This window comes from Actinoplanes sp. NPDC048791 (genome assembly GCF_040650095.1).
GTDB lineage: Bacteria > Actinomycetota > Actinomycetes > Mycobacteriales > Micromonosporaceae > Actinoplanes.
Map to the genome: position 1 here is coordinate 1 of NZ_JBEZGQ010000490.1, position 6,203 is coordinate 6,203.

General features: G+C 73.0%; 4 protein-coding genes and 1 pseudogene. 2 read left to right on the forward strand and 3 right to left on the reverse strand.

Translation table 11 applies throughout. The features are described 5' to 3' along the window. From AB0C29_RS28880 to AB0C29_RS28890, 3 genes and pseudogenes are all read right to left on the reverse strand, one after another. Nucleotides 1-550 (reverse strand): annotated as a pseudogene (locus tag AB0C29_RS28880) (glycosyltransferase family 4 protein); the annotation flags it as partial. Nucleotides 551-693: 143 nt separating this feature from the next. Then, nucleotides 694-2,106, reverse strand: coding sequence for a glycosyltransferase (locus AB0C29_RS28885; protein ID WP_360826450.1), 1,413 nt, complete (start codon nucleotides 2,104-2,106; stop codon nucleotides 694-696). Beyond that, on the reverse strand, nucleotides 2,087-3,121 hold the full coding sequence (locus AB0C29_RS28890; RefSeq protein WP_360826453.1) for a glycosyltransferase family 2 protein: 1,035 nt from the start codon (nucleotides 3,119-3,121) through the stop codon (nucleotides 2,087-2,089). Before AB0C29_RS28890 ends, AB0C29_RS28885 begins: the two co-directional genes overlap by 20 nt. A gap of 357 nt (nucleotides 3,122-3,478) precedes the next feature. Here AB0C29_RS28890 and AB0C29_RS28895 point away from each other — a divergent pair, with 357 nt between their 5' ends. Together AB0C29_RS28895 and AB0C29_RS28900 are read left to right on the forward strand one after the other, a co-directional pair. Next, the gene (locus AB0C29_RS28895; protein WP_360826459.1) at nucleotides 3,479-4,795 is read left to right on the forward strand and encodes a glycosyltransferase; all 1,317 of its coding nucleotides are present in this window, start codon (nucleotides 3,479-3,481) and stop codon (nucleotides 4,793-4,795) included. After that, nucleotides 4,792-6,203, forward strand: a 1,412-nt coding sequence (locus AB0C29_RS28900; protein ID WP_360826456.1) for a glycosyltransferase, incomplete at its 3' end; no start/stop codon positions are given. The genes AB0C29_RS28895 and AB0C29_RS28900, both read left to right, overlap by 4 nt.

The window sequence follows — 6,203 nt, forward strand, 5'->3', positions numbered from 1 at the left end:
GCACGACCGGCGCCTCGATCCGGCCGGTCGGCAGGGTGGCGCGCAGGACCCGGACCTGCGCCTCGGCGAACGCCGGGTAGCCGCGGCCGGCCGCAGTCGGCACCGCCACTCGGGTCAGTTCGCCCTCGGGTGTGTCGAGGACGACCGCCTGGCCGGACCGGGCCGCCTGCCGTTCCGCGGCGACCCCGACGCGGTTGCCGGCCACGCCCGTCGGCGAGTAGTACCAGTTCTGCGTGTGCAGGATCGCGACCCGGTCGTGGTCCGGCCGGACTGCGGCGGTCGAGGCCTGCACGAAGGCCCCCGCGTACGGGTCGTCGGGCGAGGGATACCAGGGCGTCACGACGGCCAGGTCGGCCGGTGCGGTACGCCGCGCGGGCTCCGGCGAGGGCTCCAGCCTCATCGAAACGCCCGGACGCCGGCGGCCGACGAACCACGCCACGGCCAGCGCCTCGGGGTCGCCGGCGATCAGCAGCCCGTCGTCGGGCAACGGGCCGTCGGCGGCGAGCAGCAGCCGTCGGGCGGCGCCCGCGTCCAGCCGATGTACCGTCACCGCGGGCGGCAATTGAACCCGTGCCCATTCCGTCCGGTCGGTGTGGAGCAGCGTGACACGCGTGCCGGCCGCGACGAGAGCGCCAGCGTGGTGCACTGCCGCGGCGATCCGGCGGGTGCCCAACGCGACGTAGACCGCTGTTGTCACGTCTGCGCGGATCCGAGTCCGCACGGGTCACTGTCGGATCGGGCCGGGGCCGCGGATCGCGATCCGGCCGGCGCCGGAACCGCGCCAGATCCAGCCGGGACCGCGCCAGATCCGGCCGACGACATGGGTTCCGATCCGGCCGAGGCCGCAGATCGCGATCCGGCCGAGACCGCGCCAGATCCGGCCGACGACATGGGTTCCGATCCGGCCGGGGCCGCGGATCGCGATCCGGCTGACGCCGGGACCGCGCCAGATCCGGCCGAGGCCGCGGGCTGCGATCCACCCAAGGCCGCGGGCCGCGCGCAGACAGCCTCATACAGCTGCTCGAGCCGGCCGGTCTGATCGTCCAGATCGAAATGGGCTTCCACGTGCCGGCGAGCCTGACGGCCCAGGCGCCCCCGGAGCTCGTCGTCGGTGAGCACCTTCCGGATGGCCGCAGCCAGCGCCGGGCGATCACCCTCGGGGCAGAGCAGTCCGGTCTCCCCGTGCACCACAGCTTCCGGGATCCCGCTGTGGTACGTGGAGATCGTCGGCAGGCCCACACTGCCCGCCTCCAGGATCGTGGTCGGCAGCCCCTCGGTGTCACCGTCGGGGGCCGTTTTCGACGGGGAGACGAACACCTTGGCCTCGACCAGCGACCGCCGCACCACAGCCGAGTCCTGCGCGCCCAGGAACGTTGCGTCCAGGCCCAGTTCGGCGGCCCGGCGGCGGCTCGCTTGCTCCAGCGGGCCGGTGCCGATGAACAGCATCCGCGGGCGCAGATCTCCGACCATCGCGGCGGCCTCCAGCAGGTCGTCGATGCCCTTCTTGGCGACGAAGCGCCCGACGAAGATTATGTCCCAGCGCGGCGGCACCGGCTCCGGGAGGCCGGCCAGGGGTACGCCGGTGTGGTGCACGCGTATCTTCGCCGGGTCGGCGCCCAGCTCCCTTGCCCGGTCCCGGATGAATTCCGACACGGCGATTATCAGGGTGGCGCGGGCGAACACCGTCCGCAGGTGCCGCCGGTGCCGGGCGCCGCGCAGGCCGGGCCGCCGGGCCTGGCTCGTCACGTCCAGACCGTGCAGGGTGACCACCAGCGGGATGTCCAGCTGGGCGGCCGCCCGGCTGATCAGCCAGCCGTCACCGGCGAAGTGCGCGTGGACCACCGCAGGACGCAGTCCGGCCAGCAGGCGGCGCAGCCGGGCGGATCTCCCGGTCAGCCGCAGCAGGAACCAGCCCGTCCGGCCGGCGGCGTCCGGGAAGGCGATCACGTCCGTGTCCGCGGCGATCGGGGACGCGACCTTGACGGCGCCCAGGTAGGCCGGTCGCCAGCGGGTCAGCGCGCCGCCCTGGTGGCGGATGAAGGTCTCCGAGCCGGGCAGCAGGCAACTGCGCCAGATCGCGACGGTCCTACCGGCGGGCGCCGTCATGCGCCAGCTCCCCACTGCGCTCCCTGAGCGCCGGCACACGCCGTTCGGCGGACACCGGCGCCGCGACGCTGCCGCGCTGTTCGCGGCGGCGGCCCAGGACCAGGTCGCGCAGGTTGTGGCGCAGCTTGGGCGGGATCAGCCAGATCTGCAGGAAGGTCAGGTAGTCGATCGGGCCGGGACGGCCGTTCCGGCGCGCGTCGCGCAACAGCATCCCGAAGGTCCGGGCGCTGCGGGTCGGTGCGGCCATCGAGCTGATCACGCTCATGAGCAATGCCGCGTACGCGCGTGGGGTGAGCAGGTGACGGCTGCGGTGCAACCACTCCAGCTGTCCCTCCCAGGGTGAGCTCAGCGTGATCCGGGGGCGGTCCTCGTCCTGGTGGAAGACCACCAGCGCCTCGGCCGCGATGACCAGGTCGACCTCGTCGTGGCTGACCGCGCGCAGCACCCAGTCGAGCTCCTGCATGCGGCGCAGCCCGACGGTGAACGGCTCGCGGCGCAGCAGCGCGGTCGGCGCCATGATGGTCGACGTCTGGATGAAGCCGTCGCCGTAGAACAGGCCGCGGCGCACGGTGAGGTACTCGCTGACCGGCTCGCCCGGCGCCGGCAGCCGGCGCGGCAGGACCGAGTCGGCGCGCGGGGTGCGGTTGATCAGGCGGCTGGCCACCACCGGCATCGCCACCCCGGCGTCGCGGGCCGCGTCGAGCTGCACCGCCAGCTTGTGGGGCAGCCACTCGTCGTCGTCGTCCAGCAGGGCCGTCCAGGGCGCGCGGGCCTCGCGGACGCCGACGTTGCGGGCGTTCGGGGCGCCCCCGGAGCTCGGCAGCACCAGCACCCGCAGCCGCGGGTCGGTGATCAGCGCCAGCGCGTCGCTCGTCGCCTCGTCCGGGCCGTCGACCACCACGATGACCTCGAGGTTGCCCACCGTCTGGGTCAGGGCGCTGCGGACCGCGCGCGTCACCAGCTCCGGGCGGAAACGCGTCGGAATGACCACGCTGACTTCGGGCAGGGCATCCATGGTGAACCTCTCAACTCCGCAATGGGGACGAGCGCATTGGCGTGAGCGAATCGCAGTGCGAGCACCCGCGGCGCGCGGGACACGGCCTGGAAATTACGGAGCGCGAACGGCCGACGGGTTAATAGCCGGTGGATAATGCAGGTAGAACGCGAGAGCACCTGCGGCTTCCCACTACGTACGCCGGTTAACAACAGCTGACTGGTAAATGGCGGAAATGCCAATAGCGGCCGAATTTCCGAGGTCGATTGCCTTTTCCGGGCGGCCCTATACACTCGCCGGCATTCGTATTGCAGATCGGCAGGCTTGGGGAAGGCGTACGTGACGATCGACGAGGCCGGGGCCGGCCGGCGTGTCGTGATGCTGGTCGACAACGGCGTCGAGGGTGACTCCCGGGTGCAGAAGACCGCCCAGTCGGCCGCCGACGCGGGGTGGGACGTCGTCCTGCTGGGCTGTTCCCCGACCGGGGTGGCCGAGCAGTGGCGGCTCGGCGGCGCGGAGGTGCGCCTGCTCGCAATGACCGGTCCCGCGACGGGTACGGGCGGCCTGCGCGCCCGGCTGCTGGCCCGCGGTGGACCTCTGCTGCGGGCGGCGCGGTGGGCCCGGCGTCCCCTGGAGTACGCGCAGGTGTGGTTCTGGCGGGCGGTCGAGGGTGACCGGGCCTGGCGGCGGCTGGAGCCGGGCCTGTGGAACTACGAGCGGGCCTTCGGTGCGGTGATCGACGAGCTGGCGCCGGACCTCATCCACGCGCACGACTTCCGGATGCTGGGAGTGGGCGCGCGGGCGGCGCTGCGGGCCCGGGCCGCCGGTCGTCCGGTCAAGCTGCTGTGGGACGCGCACGAGTTCCTGCCCGGCGCCCGGCCGAGACGGGACAACGCGCGGTGGCTGCCCGCCCATCTGGCCTACGAGCGGGAGTACGTGCCGTACGCGGACGCGGTCGTTACCGTCTCCCCCATGCTGGCCGAGCTGTTGCAGCGCGAGCACCGCCTGGCCGAGCTGCCGGCTGTCGTGCTCAACGCCCCGGCGGTCACCACGCCACCGCAGGACAGCAGCGTGGCGCCCGATCTGCGCCGGCTGTGCGGCCTGGACGACACGACGCCGCTGCTCGTCTACAGCGGATCGGCCACTGTCCAGCGTGGACTCGGCACGGTCGTGGCGGCGCTGCCCCGGCTGGAGGGTGTGCATCTCGCGCTGGTCGTCGGGGATGCCTCGACGCCGTACGTGCGGGAGCTGCTCGCCACCGCGGCCCGGCTCGGAATCGCCGACCGGGTCCACACCGTGCCCTATGTGCCGCACCGGCAGGTGCCGGCCCTGCTGGCGTCGGCCGACGCCGGGCTGATCCCGCTGCACCACTGGCCCAACCACGAGATCGCGCTGATCACCAAGTTCTTCGAGTACTCCCACGCACGGCTGCCCATCGTGGTCAGCGACGTGCGCACGATGGCCGGGACCGTCCGGGCCACCGGGCAGGGAGAGGTGTTCCGGGCCTGGGACGCGGCCGACCTGGCGCGGGCGGTCCGGGCCGTGCTGGCCGACCCCGCCCGCTACCGCAGGGTCTACGACGGACCGGACAGTCCCCTGCCCGGGTGGACCTGGGAGGCGCAGGCCCAGGTGCTCGACGCGCTCTACCGGCGCCTGCTGGCCGGCCGCACGATCAAGGAGAACACCGCGCGATGAGCGTGCCCGACGTCAGCATCGTGGTGCCGGTCTACAACACCATGCCGTACCTCACGCAGTGCCTGAACTCGCTGGTGGAGCAGACCATCGGACGCGAACGGCTGCAGATCGTCGCCGTGGACGACGGCTCGACCGATCGCAGCGGCGCGGAGCTGGACCGCTTCGCGCAGCGCTATCCGGAGCTGTTCACCGTCATCCACCAGGCCAACTCCGGCGGCCCGGCCGGTCCGTGCAACCGGGCGCTCGAGGTCGCCACCGGCCGCTACGTGTTCTTTGTCGGATCCGACGACCACCTGGGCCGGGACGCGCTGCGCCGGCTGGTGGCCGCGGCCGACACGTACGGCTCCGACGTGGTGCTGGGCCGGGTGGTCGGCGTCAACAGCCGGCACATCTACCAGGACATCTTCGCCCGCGACGAACCCGACCTGGACCTGTTCGACTCGCCGCTGCCACGGTCGCTGGCCAACACCAAGCTGTTCCGGCGGGAGCTGCTCGAGCGGCACGCCATCCGCTACCCCGAGGACATGCGGATCGGCAGCGACCTGCCGTTCACCCTGGAGGCGTGCTACCGGGCCCGGCGCATCTCGGTGCTGGCCGACTACGACTACTACTTCGCCGTCCGGCGCTTCAGCGCCACCAACATCACCTACCTCAGCCGGCACCTGGAACGGCTGCGGACCGCCGAGGCGATCGTGGCCTTCGTGGCGAAACTGATCGAGCCGGGCCGGCACCGCGACGCCGTGCTGCTGCGCCGGTTCGACCACGAGGTGGCCCGCCTGCTGGAGGACGACTTCCTGCTGCTGGACCGGGCCCTGCAGGCGCAGCTCCACGAGGGCGTGGGCCGGCTGGTCGCCGACCATCTCAGCGAGGACATCGCGGCCGGGCTGGGCGCCGAGACCCGGATCCGGATGGCGGTGGCCCGGGACGGCGACCTGGACGACCTGCTGGCCGTCATCCGCCAGGACGCGCGCCGCAGCGCACCGGGCACACTCGTCGAGGACGGCCGGTGGTACGCGCGCTATCCCGGCTTCCGCGACCCGGACCGCCGGCTGCCCGACTCCTGCTTCGAGGTGACCGCGCACCCGGACTGGGCGGCCCGCCTGGACGCGACAGGGCTCGACTGGGAGACCGACGAGGGCGGTCGGCGGGTGCTGACCATCACCGCTCGGACGCCCGTGGCTGACCTGTCCGTGCTCGGCGCCGACCGGATCGCCGTGAGTGCCGAGGAGGTACCGGCCGAGGTGAGGGTCGTCGGCAGCGACGACACGGGCACCACCGTACGGATCAGGTTCGCGGCGGCGGAGCTGGTTGCCGCCACGGCGGCGACCGGCCGGCGCCGGATCGTCTCGTCGCAGGCCGGGGAGTTCGACGCGACCCGCGCGCTGGGTGCGGTGAGCGCGACCGGCGC

What these genes read in the sequence shown, in the direction of transcription:
- AB0C29_RS28895 (WP_360826459.1), top strand. Translation starts at nt 3,479, where the DNA reads ATGCTGGTCGACAACGGCGTCGAGGGTGACTCCCGGGTGCAGAAGACC.
- AB0C29_RS28885 (WP_360826450.1), bottom strand. Translation starts at nt 2,106, where the DNA reads ATGACGGCGCCCGCCGGTAGGACCGTCGCGATCTGGCGCAGTTGCCTG.
- AB0C29_RS28890 (WP_360826453.1), bottom strand. Translation starts at nt 3,121, where the DNA reads ATGGATGCCCTGCCCGAAGTCAGCGTGGTCATTCCGACGCGTTTCCGC.